This window comes from Rhizobium sp. NRK18, from assembly GCF_024385575.1.
In the GTDB taxonomy this organism is placed as follows: domain Bacteria; phylum Pseudomonadota; class Alphaproteobacteria; order Rhizobiales; family Rhizobiaceae; genus JANFMV01.
The window spans coordinates 1,496,219-1,511,660 of the sequence record NZ_JANFMV010000001.1; the positions used below are offsets into that span (position 1 = coordinate 1,496,219).

The following is a 15,442-nucleotide window of genomic DNA, read 5'->3' on the forward strand; positions in this document are numbered from 1 at the left end:
AGGCTTCGAGCCTGCCCGCAAAACAGAGGAAAGCCATCGATGAACGATCTGCGTTCCGAACTTGCCGCCGCCATCCGCAACATTCCGGATTATCCGAAGCCCGGCATCATCTTCCGCGACATCACCACGCTGCTCGGCAATCCGCGCGCCTTTCGCCGCGCCGTCGACGAGCTGGTGCAGCCCTATGTCGGCCTGAAGGTGGACAAGATCGCGGGCATGGAAGCGCGTGGCTTCATTCTCGGTGGTGCCGTCGCGCATCAGCTTTCCGCCGGCTTCATTCCGATCCGCAAGAAGGGCAAGCTGCCGCACGATACGGTGCGGGTCGCCTACAGCCTGGAATACGGTGTGGACGAGATGGAGATGCACAAGGATGCCGTTCAGCCCGGCGAGAAGGTGATCCTTGTCGACGACCTGATCGCCACTGGCGGCACGGCGGAAGGGGCGGTCAAGCTCCTGCGGCAGATGGGTGCGGACGTCGTCTCGGCCTGCTTCGTCATCGACCTGCCGGAGCTCGGCGGCCGCAAGAAGCTCGAAGCGCTCGGCGTCGAGGTCCGCACGCTCGTCGAATTTTCCGGCCACTGAGGCCCCGTCAGGCGGCGATCGCCGCCTTGATGTCGTCCTCGATATCTTCCGGCTTGTCGTTCGGTGCAAAGCGCTTGAGCGGCTTGCCGTCGCGGCCGACGAGGAACTTGGTGAAGTTCCACTTGATCGCCTCCGTGCCGAGCACGCCGGGCAATGCTTCCTTCAGATACTTGAACAGCGGATGCGCGTCGCTGCCGTTGACATCGACCTTGGCGAAGAGCGGGAAGGAGATGTTGAAGTTCAGGTCGCAGAAGGTCCTGATGTCCTCGTCGCTGCCCTTTTCCTGTGCGCCGAACTGGTTGCAGGGAAAGGCGAGGATGACGAGGTCGTCCTTGTACGTCTTGTAGAGCGTCTCCAGCCCGGCATATTGCGGGGTGAAGCCGCAGGCGCTCGCCGTGTTGACGATCAGCAGCACCTTGCCGCGATAGCTATCGAGCCCGATCTCCTGGCCGGCATTGGTCCTGGCCTGATAGTCATAGACAGTCATTGATCGCTCCACGGCGTTTCACTCATATTCCAGCACGCTGCCATCGAAGCGCAGGACAGGTAACTGGTCCTGGTTCTCGGCTTCGACAAGGGTGGTGTTGAGAATAAGACCGGGCCGCGAGGCAAGCGCGCGGCTGCCTGTCAGCGTGACGTAATAGGTGACCGTTTCGCCGGCGAAGACGGGACGCAGCCATTTGAGGCTGGTGAAGCCCGGCGACGGGCCGAGCTTCGGCGGCTCCTGGCCTTCACGCGTCAATCGTTCGCTCTCCCTCTGCCAGTAGCCGAGAAAGGTCTGCATCCAGGCGGCCGCCGTGTGCCAGCCGGAAGCGCACAGGCCGCCGAAGACGTAATCCTTCGCCGCTTCCGCATCGACATGGAACGGCTGCGGGTCGAAGGACCTGGCGAAGCGGATGATCTTTTCGTCGGTGAAGGTGTAGGTGCCGACGTTGACGCGCGTATCAGGCTTGTGAAGTTCCGCCATTTTCATTGTTGAGCCTCCCCGGCCGGCCGCCGCCGCATCATGATCCAGTTCTCCGATTTCAAGACCAAGTCGCCCTTCTGGTTGAAGAGCTCGTGAAGGACCTTGACGAGGCCGATGCCGGGCCTGGAGGCGGAGGCGCGGGCCTGCACGACGGTCGTCTGGCCGGACAGCGTGTCGCCGGCGAGCACCGGCTTCTTCCATTCCATCAGGTCGACACCGGGCGAGCCCTCGGAGGCCGACTGCAGGAGATAGCTGTCGATCATCATCCGCATCATGATGCTGGACGTATGCCAGCCGGAGGCGACCAGCGTTCCGAACAGGGATTGTTTGGCGGCCTCTTCGTCGGTGTGCATCGGCTGTGGATCAAATTCCGAAGCGAAGGCGATGATTTCTTCCTTGCTCACCGTGACCGGCCCGAGCGGAAATGTCCGGCCGGTGTGAAAATCCTCGAAATAATATCTGGCTGTCATGGGACTCTGGAGATCATTGTTCGATGTTGAACAATGTGACAGCCGGTGGCCTTAAGGCAAGGGGCGGGGAGGACGGAATTTCACGAAAATACATGCATACATTTAGATGTTTGATATTTGTCATGTCGTTCCAGGCGGGACAGGCGCATTATCGCGCATTGCCGGCGATGACCGGCGAATGCCTCGCTTTCGGAAAGGTCACTCACATGTTTGCCAAGAATGTCGGTTCCGTCGATCGCATGCTCAGAATCCTGGTCGGCGTGGTCCTGATCGCGCTGTTCTTCCTGTATCCGGGCGCCTGGTGGCGCTATTACGCGCTGATCGGCATCGTGCCGCTGGCCACCGGGCTTCTGTCCACGTGCCCGCTCTATTCGATCCTCGGCATTTCGACCTGCCCGGTGAAAAAGAACTGAGCGGCATAACGCGTCCCGATCGACCTTTACGGGTTGCATCTGCGGGTTGAAGCTATATCCCTTGTGCGGAGCTTTGCAGAAGGGGATATGTATGGCCGACCGAACCTTTTCGCTCGACGACTGGGAGGGGCGCAAGCGTGCGCTCCAGCCGGTTCTCGCAGAAGCCGCCCAGGCGGGTGTGATCGCCGAGGCGCAAAGCGCGCCGCTTGCCGATTTCCTGCTGCACCGGGGCGTGGGCGTCACCGCCGCCGTGGCGCCGTTAAATGGTGACGTGCGCCATACGCTCGACGAGCCGGTCGCCGCCGACCGCGCAACGGAGGACGAAGAGAGCGAGTCGCCTCGCTTCATCCGCGGCTATCATGATATCCTGATCACCATCGGCATCCTGATCACGCTGGCCGGCCTTGCCGGGCTGACACCGTATTACGTCATCCTCGCCGCCGTGCTGGTCCTTTCGGAAGTCTTCGTCCGTCGGCAGCGGCTCGCTCTGCCTGCGGTCGTCCTGACGCTAGCCTTCACGGTTTCGGCCTTCTACGCGGTGTCGTCGCTCTACGTATCGATGACCGGCACGCCCGACCTGTTCGGCGCTGCTTCCGAAAAATCGGATGCTTTGATCATCCTCGTCTGCGAGGCGCTGCTGCTCGGCGCCTATTACTGGCGCTACCGCGTTCCGATCGCCTTTGCCATGCTCTGCGTGTCGGCCGTCGCCTTCATCGTCTCGGCCATCGCCGCGCCGTTCCTCGGACCGCTGCCGCTGGAAACGGCTGCCGGACGCGGCATCGGCCCGGTCTTCATTGGACTGTTCGGGCTCATCCTGTTCGTGATCGCGCTCTATTTCGACCTCTCCGATCCGAAGCGGCTGACGCGGCGGTCCGATGTCGCCTTCTGGCTGCATCTCGTTGCCGCGCCGGCGCTTCTAAATGCGGTGTTCGTCACGACGATGAACCGCAGCGGCGGGGTGGGCATTGCCAATCTGCCGCTCAGCGCGTCGCTGACCCTGATCGCAGCCGTTGTTGTGCTGATGCTGGCCGGCGTGCTGCTCGACCGCCGCGCCTTCGTCACCTCCGGCCTCCTGTCGCTCGGCTATGCCGTCGCCGGCATTCTGGAGACGGGCGCCAGAGGCGGCCTGTGGGGCCGGATATCGGACCAGTTCTCGGTCGTCGTTCTCGTCGTCGGCGCCATCGTGCTGATCATCGGTTTCGGGTGGCGAACGCTCCGCTTTGGGCTTCTGCGCATTCTGCCAGAACGCATGCGGACGATCCTGCCGACGCTCAGATAAATCCATTCCCGGCCTGAGAGACTGATTCAGGCTGCCCACACAACGTGTTGAAAAGAAAAGAGCGAGGCGGTTTCCCGTCTCGCTCCTTGTCTATTGCGGTAATCGCTTGTCTTACGTGTTGAAGCGGAAGTGGATGACATCGCCGTCCTGGACGACGTATTCCTTGCCTTCGTCGCGGGCCTTGCCGGCTTCCTTGGCGCCGACTTCGCCGCCAAAGGCGATGTAGTCGTCATAGGCGATGGTGTTGGCGCGGATGAAGCCGCGTTCGAAATCCGTGTGGATGACGCCGGCAGCGGCGGGTGCCTTGGTGCCGCGCACGATCGTCCAGGCGCGCGTTTCCTTCGGGCCGACGGTGAAATAGGTGATCAGGTCGAGCAGGTGGTAGCCGGCGCGGATCAGCCGGTCGAGGCCGGCTTCTTCCAGCCCGAGGGCGCCCAGGAATTCCTGCGCTTCCTCTTCCGGAAGCTGCGCCACTTCGGATTCGATCGCGGCCGAGATGATCACGCATTCCGCACCCTGTTCCTTCGCCATCGCGGCGACGGCTTCGGTGTGCTTGTTGCCGGTTGCCGCATCGGCTTCGGCAACGTTGCAGACGTAGAGGACCGGATGCGAGGTCAGCAGGTTGAGGCCCTTCAGCGTCAGCACTTCCTCGGGGCTCAGCGTCTTCAGGAGCAGGCGCGCCGGCTTGCCTTCGTTCAGGAGCTTGACGACCGCTTCCATGACGGGGAGCTGCGCCATGGATTCCTTGTCCTTGCCGGTGGCGCGCTTGCGCGTCTGCTCGACGCGGCGCTCCAGGCTTTCGAGGTCGGCGAGCATCAGCTCGGTCTCGATCGTGTCGGCGTCGCCGACCGGATTGATGCGGCCTTCGACGTGGGTGATGTCGTCATCCTCGAAGCAGCGCAGCACGTGCACGACGGCATCGACTTCGCGGATGTTGGCGAGGAACTTGTTGCCGAGGCCTTCGCCCTTCGATGCGCCGCGCACCAGGCCGGCGATGTCGACGAAGGAAATGCGGGTCGGGATGATTTCCTTGGACTTGGCGGCTTCCGCCAGCTTCTTCATGCGCGGATCCGGCACCGCGACTTCGCCGGTGTTCGGCTCGATCGTGCAGAACGGATAGTTGGCGGCCTGAGCGGCGGCCGTTTTCGTCAGCGCGTTGAAGAGGGTCGACTTGCCGACATTCGGCAGACCGACGATACCGCATTTGAAACCCATCGGGAAAACCTGTCTTTTCTTCCGGAAATTCTTTGCCTGCGTATGCGGGACACGGGCTTTCAGGTCAAGGGGAAAGCGGTACGGCGGGGCCGCTTTGCCCGTCTCAGAGCCAGTTGATGCGCCTGAGCAGCCAGAGTGTGGCGGCGGAACTGATCGTGACGAAGGCGACGATCAGGATGAAGGCCCAGGTGTCGTTGACGCCGGGTATGCCGCCGACATTCATGCCGAACAGGCCGGCAATCACGCTTGGCGGCAGGAGGAGGGCGGCAAGTGCGGCCAGCCGGTTGGAATTGCGGGCGATGCGCTCGCTGATCACGGTCGACAGGTCGTCGTGGAGGATCGAGGTGCGGTCTCGGATGGCGTCGAGATATTCGATGAAGCGCATCAGCTTGTCGATAACCTCGCGCATCCTCAGCTTGTCACGTTCGCCAAGCCAAGGGGCGTCGTCATGTTCGATACGGTTGAGCGCGTCGCGCTGCGGGGCCAGGTAGCGGCGCAGCTGGACGGCGCGACGGCGGAGTGCCTTGAGGCGCCCACGCACCTCGCTGTCATTGCCGTTAAAGATCATGTCGTCGAGCTGGTCGACCTCCTCGTCCATGTCATCCAGCACCGGCTCGAGATCGCGGACGAGCTTGTCGGAAATGAGGGCCAGCAGTTCCCCGGAGCGCTGCGGTCCCTTGCCGTTCTCGAGCGCCAGCCGGATGTCGCGAAGGGCGGTGATGTAATGGCCGCTGTCGCGCAGCGAGACGACGCTTTCGCCATCGACCCACAGATGGATCGGCACAAGGTCGATGTCGTCGGGCGCGTCGTCGACGTCGTCCGGGGCGGTCGCGCAGACGCCGCGCAGGATGATCAGCAATCCGTCGTCGACCGGCTCGACGCGCGGGCGGGTGTCCTCCTCCAGAAGCGCGTCCATGACCAGTGGGTCGAGGCCGCTCTTCGTCCGGATCCATTCCGCCGCTGCCGGATGGTCCCGCTCCAGATGCAGCCAGACGACGCCTTCCTCGGGTTTCAGGCTGTCGATGGCCGTCAGATCGAGTTGCGTGCCACCGCCGGCGCCGTCGAGAAGCAATGCAAAACGGACGCCGGGCTCGGAGCCGTAGCTCACCGAAGACCGACCCGTTGACGCTGTTGTACCCAAGATCCTCTCCTCATGCTCGAAAAGGTCAAGCGTCGTCAGTGCCTTGCCTACCGATCGGAGCTTAGCAGCTTGGCCGACAGCCGCAAGCGCCTGGCGACAAGGGGCTCTTCAGGCGATCGATCTGCAGGACCCCGGAGCGCTTTATTGGATTCGGTGCGGCAATGCTGTATGATACGCAAATTGGAAATCCATAAATTTCGTGCGCGCTTACCGCCTGCAAACGGCGGCGTCGCGCTATGACGGACAAGATTTGCTGCGATGAGCCAGAACGATACTGTTCTCAAGCCGAAGACGGTGACCAAGCCGAAGCTGGAGCGACCCCGGCTGCACAAGGTCATTCTCTTCAACGACGACTACACGCCGCGCGAATTCGTCGTCCTCGTCCTGAAGGCCGTGTTTCGCACCGGCGAGGACGCCGCCAACCACATCATGCTGACGGCGCACCAGAAGGGCTCCTGCGTCGTTGCCGTCTATGCCCGCGACATTGCCGAGACCAAGGCGAAGGAGGCGACCGACCTTGCCAAGGAGGCGGGCTTTCCGCTGATGTTCACCACGGAGCCCGAAGAGTAAGGGCCGTCTTCAGCCTCAGCCGTTTCGCCGCTTCGTCCGAGCCTGCCATCTTGCTGCCGCTTTGATGCTGTGCCAATCCAGATTTGCTTCGGCATTTGCGGCCATCGGAAAATCATGCAGGCAGAAAGACTTCTTACGGGGCCGGAGAGCCCGCCCGGCGACCGGAGGTCTGTTGCCGTTTCCGTGGCGGTGCACGGCGTTCTCCTCATCCTGCTTTTGCTTCTCACGCGCTATCCCAGAACGCAGGTCAGGCCGGCCGAAGAAAGCATCGCTGTGCAGATCGTGCCGGCCGCGCTGCCGCAGGCTGTACGTCCGGCGCCGGCCGTCCTGACCGCGCCGAAGGCATCTGCCACCACTGCGGCTCCGCCCGTGCCGCCGGCCTCCGACAAGTCCGCCCAGATGCCGCAAGGACTGGCGCCTCCGAAGAGTGACGGAATGGTGCAGGCGAAGACCTTCTTCGCGGCAAAGACGCTCGCCGATCCGCGCAGCGCCAAGGCGGTTGCCGAACTCGACGGCGTGGCGCTCGATGACCGGAAGGAGCAGATCTGCGACCTGGAGGCGATGGAGCAGGTGGAGGCCTGGAAAAAGAGCCTCAAGACCGAACAGGTGATCGCCTATGCGCTGAAGGATGCCGAAACGGACGGCGCCACCATTCGCGCCGAGGGCGCGGCGATCCGCGCCAATGGCTTATGGTACAAGCTCAAGTTCGACTGCACGCTCGGCACAGACGACCGCACGGTAACGGCGTTTGCGTTCGAACTGGGGGACGCCATCCCGAAGTCGGATTGGGAGCGCTACTACCTCCCGGCAGGTGGCGACGAGGATTAGTCGTCCTTCTTGCCGAACATGCGCTTCAGCATGTCGGCCATCGGACCCTTTTCGGGAAGCTTCTGCTGGCCCGTTCGCGCCTGATGGATATGCGACTTGCCGGTCGGTTTGGCTGCGGGCTTGACGGGCGCCTTGGCCGGCTTGGCGGCGGGAGCGTCGGCGGTGCCGCCGACGGCGAGCGCCAGCTTGTTCATCAGTTGCGAATCCTCGGCCTTGACCAGCATCTCGGCATTGTCGGCGAGCGCATCCATCAGCGGATCGAGCCATTCACGGTCGGCCTTGGCGAAGTCGCCGAGGACATAGCCGTGCACGTGGGCCTTGTCGCCCGGATGGCCGATGCCGAGGCGCAGCCGGCGGTAGTCCTTGCCGCAATGAGCGTCGAGCGACTTGATGCCGTTGTGGCCGCCGGAGCCGCCGCCGGTCTTGATTCGCGCCTTGCCCGGCAGGAGATCGAGTTCGTCATAGACAGCGACGATGTTTTCAGGACCGAGTTTGTAGAAGCGCATCGCCTCGCCGACGGATTCCCCGGAGAGATTCATGAAGGTCTGCGGCTTCATCAGCAGCACCTTTTCACCGGCGATCTCGCCTTCCGAGATTTCGGCGCGAAACTTCTTCGACCAGGGCGCGAAGGAGGCGCGGCGCTGGATCGCATCGACGGCCATGAAGCCGATGTTGTGACGGTTGCCGGCGTACTTCGCGCCGGGATTGCCGAGGCCGGCGATTATGATCATGGCGGGGCCTTTTCGCTTGAAGCTGTTCCACCGCTTCACCAACCCGAAACGACGAGGATGTCAAGTCTTGCGGTGCTGCGGGCGCTTTGCGTCAGTCGTCAGCCAGCCCGTATTTCTCGAAAAGCCTCTTCTGCGTGCCGTCGGCAATCAGCGCGTCGAGCCCTGCCTGCATCTTCGCGACCGTCGCGTCGGGTACAGCCGGATTGCAGGCGATGGAATAGACATCCTGAGCCAGCACGAGCGTCGCTTCGATCGGCACGCCTTCACGCTTCAGCTTGTCGTAGTATTTCTCCGATATCGGCATCAGGTCGACGCGACCGGAGAGCAGCTTCTTCATGGTCAGTTCCAGATCGGTGGCGAGATCGATCCGGGCGAAGCCGTTTTCCTGCAGGATCGTCTGGGTGAAATCGTCGCGTTGGGTTCCGACATTGAACTGTCGGGCGTCCGCCAGCGATTTCGGATCGACGCCGGAGCCGGCCTTGCGGATGAGGACCGTGCGGCTGGTCAGCAGGGGCTCGATCCACTTGAAGGCTGGATCGCGCTCCTGGTTGTGGACGGTGGTGAAGACGCAGGTGTTCCCGTCATTCTCGGCCAGCGCGATGGCGCGGGCCCACGGCATCATCTCCATCTTGTAGTCGATGCCGGCGGCCTTCATCAGAATATCGACCTGCTCGACCGACGAGCCCTTGTATTCGCCGTTCTCGCGGAAATTGAAGGGAGGATAGGATTCGGTCGTCAGCATCAGAGGCGCGGCCTGCGAGACGGCAGGAAAGAGCAGGGCGGCAAAGAGGATGGCGTGCTTCACGTTGGGTCTCCGATCAGTCGGGTCGGCAATCCGCCCGCCGTCTGTTGCATGTTTGCGGGTGCGTATTGTCTGATGATCTCTGCGACAGGTTGCGGGCGACCAAAATGATAGCCCTGCCCAAATTCGATATCGAGCGACAGCAGGGCCTCGGCCTGTTCGCGCGTTTCGACCCCTTCGGCCACGACCTGGCAGTTCATCTGCTGGGAAATGGCCCGGATGCCCTCGATCAGCTTGCGGCTGCGCTCGGCGATCTCGGGGGCTGTGCTGGTCAGCGAGCTGATGAAGGACTGGTCGATCTTGACGATGTTGAAGGGGTAGCGCAGCAGGTAGCTCAGCGAAGAATAGCCGGTGCCGAAGTCGTCCATGGCGATCTTGAAACCGCATTCGTGAATCGCGGCCAGAACCTTGCCGATGTCCGGGTTCGCGTGCATCAGCACGGCTTCGGTGATTTCCAGGACCAGCCTCTGCGGCGCGAGGCCTGCCTTCATCATCAGATGGGCCAGCCGCGGCGGCAGATCGGGCGTGAACTGCAGCGGTGACACGTTGACCGCGAAGCGGGTTTGCGAAAGCGCCGGGATCGCCGAGAGTTCGGCCATCTGGCTGATGGCCTTCTCGAACATGCGGTCGCCGACCCTGCGGATCGAGCCGTTTTCCTCCGCGACCGCGATGATGCGGCCAGGCGGGATCAGGCCGTGTTCCGGGTGATTGAGGCGCAGGAGGCATTCGAAACCGGCGAGCGTCTGGGTCGGCAGCTTCATCACCGGCTGCATGTGCGCCTCGAACCAGTCGTCGCGAAGCCCCTGATCGATCCACGCGCTGATGTCGGCCTTTTCCCGGGCAGCCTTGACCATATCGAGATTGAACAGTTCCGCGCCGTTCTTGCCATTGTGCTTGCGCACATACATGGCCATGTCGGAGCGTAGCAGAAGTTCACCGGCGCTGGAGGCCTGGGCGGGGTATAGCGCGATGCCGACACTGGCGCTCACCGACAACTCATGCCCGTCCGCCAGGATCGGCGCCTCGCAGACATCGACGATGCGTTCGGCGATCGCCGTGGCCGCCTTCTCGGCGTCCTTGGCGGGCACGAGAACCGCGAATTCGTCGCCGCCGAGACGGGCTATCCTGTCCTGGGCTCGCAACTGGTCGCGGATGCGGTTGGAGATTGTGCGCAGCACCTTGTCGCCATAGGCGTGCCCGAGATTGTCGTTGATGGCCTTGAAGCGGTCGAGGTCGATCAGCAGGCAGGCAAGTTCGCCGCCGTTCTCGTTGACCTCGGCCAGCACCTTGTCGAGCTCGTTTTCGAAGCCCTGCCGGTTGAGAAGTCCGGTGAGATGGTCGGTGATCGCCTGCAGCCGGTTGCGCTGCTCGGCATCCTTCAGTTCGGTGACGTCCGTCATGACGGCGAGGTTGACGACGCGGCCACCGTTGTCCTCCTGCATCGGCACTTCCTTGATCAGCACGTCCATTACACGTGCGTCGGCGCAGCAGAACTTGACCGTCGGGTTGTAGTCACCCTGCAACTGCGCCGCCTTCAGCTTGTATTCTGTGTAGGCGGGGAGGCTTTCCGGCTGCAGGAACGAGCTGAAGGCCCGACCGATGACGTCCTCTCGCCGGTAGCCGGTCGCCAGAAGCCAGTAATCGCTCACGGCAATCAGACGGTCGTTTTCATCGACCGTATAGAGCTTGGCCGGAGTGAGATTGTATGTCGTCGTGGCGCGATCGTGGGCTTGTTTGAGCTCCTGTTCCTCCTTGGCAAGCCGCGCCTGCATCTGATTGAAGTTGGCTGCGAGTTCTCCCATCTCGTCGCTGGACGAGAATTCGACGGTGTGGCGCGCGCCGGGAACGCGGGTGGCGCGGATGGCCTTGGTAAGCTTTTCAAGTGGCCGCAAGATCATGATGCGGCTTCCGAGGATCGCCGCAGCGGTGATGATCAGCACAGCAATTGCGAAAATGCCGATCAGGGACAGTTCTTCGGACTGATTGTCGGACAGAAAGCCTGGCTTGGCGATGGATACCGTCAATGAGCCGACCCGGCGAATGCCGTCGGGAGAGTGATAGTCGATCGGTGCGGACAGGCTGATCGTGTCGGCCTGAAGCGCGTTCGGCGTGGAGGCGAATGATGTCGAGGTGTTGTTTGCCGCTTCAGTCACCTTGACGGCGATGATGGCTGGATCCGACGCGATGGTGGCGGCCAGCTGCTTCACGCTCTCGTTGTCGAAATCCCAGAGGGGCTTGCCCAGCGCCTGCGCGTTTGCTGCCAGCACGATCTGTGCATGTTCCATTGACTCGCGGCTCGCACGTTCGCCGGACACATAGAAAAACAGCAGGAACAATGGCATGACGAGGACGACAAGCGCCGCAAGGATGATCGCTATAAATCGGTTTTGAACCGAATTCGTCAGCATTGGCAGCTTTCCTCAATCGCCTTCATCAAAAGACGCGGTTTCCTCGGCGTTCCTCCTTCTTCGCGTGTTCTTCAGGCGTATTCGACTGCCATGAGATGAAGGTCGTAGAACTGTCGACGATCTTTACCGACGAGTTTTAAGCTTTGCTGAATAACGAGGCCGAAGCAGCTCTCTGGCGTTTCTCTACCCTCTGTTTTGAGGGGGAAGCCGAAAAGCTGGTAAACATCGGCTTAAGACGGGGAGGCATCTGTCCGCCACTAGTAGGCAGCATTATGGCATGAAAAAGCCCGCGCGCCGATTGACGCTGCGCGGGCCCTGATCTCAGCGATCGAAGAGGATTATTCTTCGGTATCGTCCGATGCTTCTTCTTCGTCCTGGACGCCGCCAGCCGGGGTCGCGATCGTCGCAATCGTGAAGTCGCGGTCGGTGATGACCGGGGTCACCTTTGCCGGCAGCTTGACGTGCGAGATGTGAACGCCTTCGCCGATCTTCCAACCGGTGAGGTCGACGACGATGTGGTCCGGAATGGTATCAGCCGGGCAGTGGACTTCGACTTCGTGACGGACGACGTTCAGAACGCCGCCGATCTTGATGCCGGGGCACTTGTCTTCGTTGATGAACTGAACCGGAACGGCAACGGTCACCTGCGTGTTGCCGGAAACCCGAAGGAAGTCGACATGTACGGTGAAGTCGCGGACGGGGTCGAGCTGGTAGTCCTTCGGCAGAACCTTGATGGACTTGCCGTCGACTTCGATCGTCGCAATGGTGGTCATGAAGCCGCCAGCGTGGATACGCTTGGTAACTTCGTTCGTCGACAGAGCGACGGCGAGGGGAGCTTGCTTGTCACCATAGATGACAGCGGGAATCATACCGTTGCGGCGAAGTTCTCGGGCGGACCCCTTACCAACCCGTTCGCGCGCTTCGGCCTTGAGCACGTAAGTTTCCTGGCTCATGGCATTTCCTTTCGCGTATTATTGGAGAGCGAACCGTGTCCGGGATATTCCGGCAGAGGTTCACTGAAATCGGCAAATTGACCGGCTTCATCCGCCTTGCCTCCAAGGGTGTCTGGGCGGACCGGGGCGCTATAGACCAATAGAGCCGGAAACGCAAGGGATTGCGCTCTGCTGCGTTCATCTGTCCTGACGGCGAAACGGCGCCGGTGCTACGCGCAACTGTCGCACATTTGATACAGATCATGGAAGCGGCGCAGATAACCGATTTTATGCGCACAGATGCATATTGCGAAAGTGTGATATGAATAGGGTTCACAGTGCACGGAAGCTTTGGGAGGAGCCGATGTCAGACATCCAGCATATCGAGCGGGTCTATTCGCTCGCCAAGCAGGGATCGGCGGCGGCCAGTTCGCCGGTGGTTGCCTCCTGGCGCCGCTGCATGGTCATGCACTCCATGGCGCCGGAAGAGCGACGGTTGCCTTTCCATCTCGACGATGCCGCCTTCCGCCAGGCGCTCGAGCGTTCCGAGCTGCTGGTCAACGAGGCGCGCGGTGAACTCGATCGTCTCTTCCAGACCGTCGGCAAGGCCGGTTGCTGCCTTATCCTGAGCGACGAAAACGGCATTGCGCTCGACCGTCGCGGCACGGTCGGCGACGAGAAGGATTTCAAGACCGTCGGCCTCTGGCCCGGCAATGTCTGGACGGAGGCGAGCGTCGGAACGAACGGGATCGGCACGGCCCTTGCCGACGAGCGTTCGGTGACGATCTACCGCGACCAGCATTTTCTGGCGACCAATATCGGCCTCGGCTGCACGACCTCGCCGATCCGCGACCATCAGGGCAGGGTTACGGCGGCGCTCGACATCTCCACCTGCCGTGACGATCTTAACGAGATGACGATGTCGATCCTCGCGCAGGCTGTCCGCGATACGGCGGGCCGGATCGAGACCAACCTGTTCCGGCGTGCCTTCCCGGGTGCGCGCATCATCATGGTGCCGCACGCCGTCAATCCGACGAATGCGCTGCTGGCCGTCGATCAGGACGATCTCGTTGTCGGCGCCACCCGCGCGGCGCGTCTCGCCCTGCAGCTCGACGACGCCCAGATCATGCGTGGCGTTCCGGCCGCGGACGCCCTGCAGGAAGCGCGGGCGGACGAGGGCAGCGATCTCTTCGAGGCAGAGCGCGCGGCCTTGCGGCGCATGCTCTCGCGCACCAATGGCAATGTGTCCCAGGCTGCCGAACTGCTCGGCATCAGCCGGGCGACCATGCATCGGAAGATGAAGAAATTCTCTGTTCACTGACGATCTGAGAACTGCGGAAATATATTATTGATAGGGAGGCGCATTATTTCGATGCGTCTCCATTTATATTTTTCGATATCAAATAAATAATTTAGAATTTCTTCCATGAATGCGGCCATTCATGCTGTCGCACAAGTGATACAGTGTGCAGTGCGGCATTGTTCTCGATATCTATCGCGATAACCAATTTGCGCCCATCCTTCTTCCATCGGTTGCTCGAACATCGTCAAGGAGGATGACATGCTGCACCAGAAGATTATCGAAACCCCGTTCAAGCTGCGTTACGGGAATTTTATCGGTGGCGAATGGCGCGAGCCGGTTGCCGGCCGCTATTTCGAAAACACCACGCCGGTCAATGGCGGCGTGCTCTGCGAGGTCGCCCGTTCGGACGAGAAGGACGTCGAACTCGCGCTTGATGCGGCGCATGCCGCGAAAGACAAGTGGGGCCGGACGTCAACGACGGAACGCGCCAATCTCCTGAACAAGATCGCCGACCGCATGGAGGAAAACCTCGAGGTTCTCGCCAAGGCGGAGACTTGGGACAACGGCAAGCCGCTGCGCGAAACCATGGCGGCCGACATTCCGCTTGCCATCGACCACTTCCGCTACTTCGCGGCCTGCATCCGCGCTCAGGAAGGCACGATCGGCGAAGTCGACCACGACACGATCGCCTATCATTTCCATGAGCCGCTCGGCGTCGTCGGCCAGATCATTCCGTGGAACTTCCCGATCCTGATGGCTGCCTGGAAGGTGGCTCCGGCGCTTGCCGCCGGCAATTGCGTGGTGCTGAAGCCTGCCGAACAGACGCCGGCCTCGATCCTAGTGCTTGCCGAAATCATCGGCGACCTGCTGCCGCCGGGCGTCCTGAACATCGTCAACGGTTTCGGCCTTGAAGCCGGCAAGCCGCTCGCGTCCAGCCCGCGTATCGCCAAGATCGCATTTACCGGCGAAACCTCGACCGGCCGGCTGATCATGCAGTACGCCTCGCAGAACCTCATTCCGGTGACGCTGGAACTGGGCGGCAAGTCGCCGAACATCTTCTTCGCCGACGTGATGCAGGAAGACGATGCCTTCTTCGATAAGGCGCTCGAAGGCTTCGCCATGTTCGCGCTCAACCAGGGCGAAGTCTGCACATGCCCCAGCCGCGCGCTGGTGCAGGAATCGGTCTTTGACCGCTTCATGGAGCGCGCCGTGGCCCGCGTCCAGAAGATCAAGCAGGGCAATCCGCTCGACCTTTCGACGATGATCGGTGCGCAGGCCTCTTCCGAGCAGCTGGAAAAGATCCTGTCCTACATCGAAATCGGCAGGGGTGAGGGCGCCGAGGTGCTGACCGGCGGTGGCCGCAACGTTCTCGAAGGCGATCTGGCCGGCGGCTTCTACGTCGAGCCGACGGTGTTCCGCGGCAATAACAAGATGCGGATCTTCCAGGAAGAAATCTTCGGCCCTGTCGTGTCGGTCACGACCTTCAAGGACGAAGCCGAAGCGCTGGAGATCGCCAACGACACGCTCTACGGTCTTGGTGCCGGTGTCTGGAGCCGCGATGCCAACCGTTGCTACCAGTTCGGCCGCGGGATCCAGGCGGGCCGCGTCTGGGTCAACAACTACCATGCCTATCCTGCCCATGCCGCCTTCGGTGGCTACAAGCAGTCCGGCATCGGTCGCGAGACCCACAAGATGATGCTCGACCACTACCAGCAGACCAAGAACATGCTGGTGAGCTACAGCCCGAACGCTCTCGGCTTCTTCTGATATTGCCGGACGGCAGTCACCTCAAAAGCGGGCT

Annotated in this window: 16 protein-coding genes; 7 read left to right on the plus strand and 9 right to left on the minus strand. The window is 61.8% G+C overall.

The window, feature by feature from the left end; all coding sequences use genetic code 11:
• Positions 1-39: 39 nt before the first annotated feature.
• Positions 40-582, plus strand: a complete 543-nt coding sequence (locus NN662_RS06875; RefSeq protein WP_261929558.1) for an adenine phosphoribosyltransferase — start codon at positions 40-42, stop codon at positions 580-582.
• Between the two features lie 7 nt (positions 583-589).
• Here the strand turns inward: NN662_RS06875 and NN662_RS06880 are convergent, their stop codons facing one another.
• Genes NN662_RS06880 through NN662_RS06890 form a run of 3 tightly spaced genes read right to left on the minus strand, consistent with a single transcriptional unit; the run spans position 590 to position 2,019 of the window.
• A complete protein-coding gene (locus NN662_RS06880; RefSeq protein WP_261929559.1) occupies positions 590-1,069 on the minus strand; it encodes a glutathione peroxidase in 480 nt (159 codons plus the stop codon).
• An 18-nt stretch (positions 1,070-1,087) separates the two neighbouring features.
• A complete protein-coding gene (locus tag NN662_RS06885; RefSeq protein WP_261929560.1) occupies positions 1,088-1,555 on the minus strand; it encodes a MaoC/PaaZ C-terminal domain-containing protein in 468 nt (155 codons plus the stop codon).
• Positions 1,552-2,019 carry a MaoC family dehydratase gene (locus NN662_RS06890; protein ID WP_261929561.1) on the minus strand — a complete coding sequence of 156 codons (468 nt, stop codon included), beginning with the start codon at positions 2,017-2,019 and terminating at the stop codon, positions 1,552-1,554. Before NN662_RS06890 ends, NN662_RS06885 begins: the two co-directional genes overlap by 4 nt.
• Before the next feature lie 122 nt (positions 2,020-2,141).
• Here NN662_RS06890 and NN662_RS06895 point away from each other — a divergent pair, with 122 nt between their 5' ends.
• Positions 2,142-2,432 (plus strand): DUF2892 domain-containing protein, encoded by a 291-nt coding sequence (locus NN662_RS06895; protein WP_410010909.1) that lies wholly within the window; start codon positions 2,142-2,144, stop codon positions 2,430-2,432.
• A gap of 91 nt (positions 2,433-2,523) precedes the next feature.
• Entirely contained in the window at positions 2,524-3,711 is a 1,188-nt protein-coding gene (locus NN662_RS06900) for a hypothetical protein (RefSeq protein ID WP_261929562.1), read from the plus strand.
• A 111-nt stretch (positions 3,712-3,822) separates the two neighbouring features.
• On the opposite strand, the gene ychF is transcribed toward NN662_RS06900, so the two are convergent.
• On the minus strand, positions 3,823-4,926 hold the full coding sequence (gene ychF / locus NN662_RS06905; RefSeq protein ID WP_261929563.1) for a redox-regulated ATPase YchF: 1,104 nt from the start codon (positions 4,924-4,926) through the stop codon (positions 3,823-3,825).
• Positions 4,927-5,029: 103 nt separating this feature from the next.
• Entirely contained in the window at positions 5,030-6,067 is a 1,038-nt protein-coding gene (locus NN662_RS06910) for a zinc transporter ZntB (protein WP_261929564.1), read from the minus strand.
• A 258-nt stretch (positions 6,068-6,325) separates the two neighbouring features.
• Here NN662_RS06910 and clpS point away from each other — a divergent pair, with 258 nt between their 5' ends.
• Complete coding sequence (gene clpS, locus NN662_RS06915; RefSeq protein WP_261929565.1) at positions 6,326-6,637, plus strand: ATP-dependent Clp protease adapter ClpS; 312 nt, start codon at positions 6,326-6,328, stop codon at positions 6,635-6,637.
• A gap of 114 nt (positions 6,638-6,751) precedes the next feature.
• Entirely contained in the window at positions 6,752-7,465 is a 714-nt protein-coding gene (locus NN662_RS06920) for a DUF930 domain-containing protein (RefSeq protein ID WP_261929566.1), read from the plus strand.
• On the opposite strand, the gene pth is transcribed toward NN662_RS06920, so the two are convergent.
• From pth to NN662_RS06940, 4 genes are all read right to left on the minus strand, one after another.
• A complete protein-coding gene (gene pth / locus NN662_RS06925; RefSeq protein ID WP_261929567.1) occupies positions 7,462-8,196 on the minus strand; it encodes an aminoacyl-tRNA hydrolase in 735 nt (244 codons plus the stop codon). The two genes, NN662_RS06920 and pth, sit on opposite strands and share 4 nt — an antisense overlap.
• Before the next feature lie 91 nt (positions 8,197-8,287).
• Positions 8,288-9,001, minus strand: a complete 714-nt coding sequence (locus tag NN662_RS06930; protein WP_315972585.1) for a substrate-binding periplasmic protein — start codon at positions 8,999-9,001, stop codon at positions 8,288-8,290.
• Positions 8,998-11,403, minus strand: coding sequence for a putative bifunctional diguanylate cyclase/phosphodiesterase (locus NN662_RS06935; protein ID WP_261931886.1), 2,406 nt, complete (start codon positions 11,401-11,403; stop codon positions 8,998-9,000). The genes NN662_RS06930 and NN662_RS06935 overlap by 4 nt, the downstream gene beginning before the upstream one ends.
• 341 nt (positions 11,404-11,744) lie before the next feature.
• On the minus strand, positions 11,745-12,359 hold the full coding sequence (locus NN662_RS06940; protein ID WP_261929568.1) for a 50S ribosomal protein L25/general stress protein Ctc: 615 nt from the start codon (positions 12,357-12,359) through the stop codon (positions 11,745-11,747).
• A gap of 343 nt (positions 12,360-12,702) precedes the next feature.
• Between NN662_RS06940 and NN662_RS06945 the strand changes: the two genes are divergently transcribed.
• On the plus strand, positions 12,703-13,659 hold the full coding sequence (locus tag NN662_RS06945; protein WP_261929569.1) for a helix-turn-helix domain-containing protein: 957 nt from the start codon (positions 12,703-12,705) through the stop codon (positions 13,657-13,659).
• Between the two features lie 240 nt (positions 13,660-13,899).
• Positions 13,900-15,408, plus strand: coding sequence for an aldehyde dehydrogenase (adh, locus tag NN662_RS06950; RefSeq protein WP_261929570.1), 1,509 nt, complete (start codon positions 13,900-13,902; stop codon positions 15,406-15,408).
• The last annotated feature ends 34 nt before the right edge of the window (positions 15,409-15,442 follow it).